Here is a 1,758-nt window from a genome sequence, read left to right on the forward strand (position 1 = left end):
GGATTGTCAATCAGGGTGATATTCCGGCACAGCAACATATCGATATCACTACGACAAAAACCTTTGATAATGAAAAAGGGGCAACGGTGGTTTCGCAACAAGGCTCTCTTAAGGTGAAGACGAAAGGGGCGGTAACACAAAACGGGCAGCTTTCTGCGAAACAAGCCCTTGAGGTCAAAGGCGCTTCCTTTTCACAAGCCTCAACAGGTGAAATTGTTGCAGGGCAAGTGCGTTTTGAAACCGTCGGCGATGTGGTTAATCGAGGGTTAATAAATAGTCGTCAAACGGTAAATGACAACACGGAACAGCGTGAATCTGTTTCGGCGAAAACGGTGATTAAAGCCTCACAAATTCAAAACATTGGCAGTGGACGGATTTATGGTGATACGGTGGCGTTAGGTGCGAACAAGATTGAAAATCTTGATGAAAAAGAGGAAAACGGCACACTTTCTTCCGCCACCATTGCAGCTCGTAAAAAACTCATATTGGGCGCCAATCGCGTGTTAAATCAAAGTCGATTTTACACGGGCAATACCGATGATGGCGTAGCGATGTTAAGTTTTGGTATCTTTTCTATCGGTGGCGCATTGGATGACCGGGATGAATTGATTGGAAAAGCGGTCCGGGTGGAAAATCGAAGTGCATTAATGCAAGGTCACCGTGGCGTTTGGCAGGCGGATGAGGTATTACAAACCAATGACTTTTTTGTCACCGAAGTAAAACCGATTGTTGATGAAAAAGTGAATTGGCATTATATCGTACCAAAGGGGGAATCGGAGTCGGGTTTTCATTTAGCTGTGCGTTTGCTTGAACGTTATGCTTTATCTCGGGGGCGGGATGGGTATATTCTCAACCACTTACCGAACAAGGTTGAAAAACCGCAAGCCAACACGGATGTCACCTCTTTTTTATTACCTTCCGTCACCCTCTGCCAAGACAAGGAATGTGATATTGCGCCTGAAAGCTATTATTTACCTAATGACCCGGCGTGGGATGTTTTTGGGCTTTATACGCAGCAACGTGCGAATACAGCTCAGATATTAAGAAACGCCAAGGTACCGGTTGCCCCGATAAAGCCGAGCGAACCGGCTAATTTAGCCGGCTTAGACGAACAGGCTAAACGAGAGTATCAAGCGAAATGGGATGATTACGAACAAGCCTTAAATACTTATCAGGCTGAAAAAGCCATGTTTGATGAAACCGTGAAGCCGCTTTATATACAATGGATGAAAGATAATGAAACACAGTTTCAGGCATTGGCGGCTTCTGTTGAAAAACATAATCAGGGTATTGCTCGTTATTTAGGCAAGAAAATTCCCGATTATTGGATAACGAATGTCAATCGAAAAGTGATACAGGCAAGTACGGTAACGCAAAGCCAGCCGGGGAAAATTCTGATGACCGAGGATTTAACCGTAGAGGCAGATAAAATAACCAATGATAAATCCCAAGTGATATTAGGCGGGGCATTACATTTACTGAGGGCAGAGTTTGATAACATTCAACAAGACGGTGTGCAATATACCGAACTTTATGGCGATAAGAAATACAGTTATTTGAAAAAACGCAAGAGCAAAACCGGAAGTGGACGCAATAAATATAAACGCCGTGAGGATAGCCACACCCAAGGATTGCTGACACAAGAACGCAAAAGCATCACGCTCCCTGTAGCGAATGTCTTTACGGATTATGAATTTGATAAGACGGAACTCACTCAACCTAACGACAAAGGTGTGAATCTGCCAAGCTCAAGCCTTT

At 44.1% G+C, this 1,758-nt stretch carries 1 pseudogene; it reads left to right on the top strand.

Annotated features, from left to right (window positions below):
- Positions 1–1,758: pseudogene (locus BKK52_RS13605) on the top strand (hemagglutinin repeat-containing protein); the annotation flags it as partial.

This window comes from Rodentibacter trehalosifermentans, assembly GCF_002000545.1.
Taxonomy (GTDB): domain Bacteria; phylum Pseudomonadota; class Gammaproteobacteria; order Enterobacterales; family Pasteurellaceae; genus Rodentibacter; species Rodentibacter trehalosifermentans.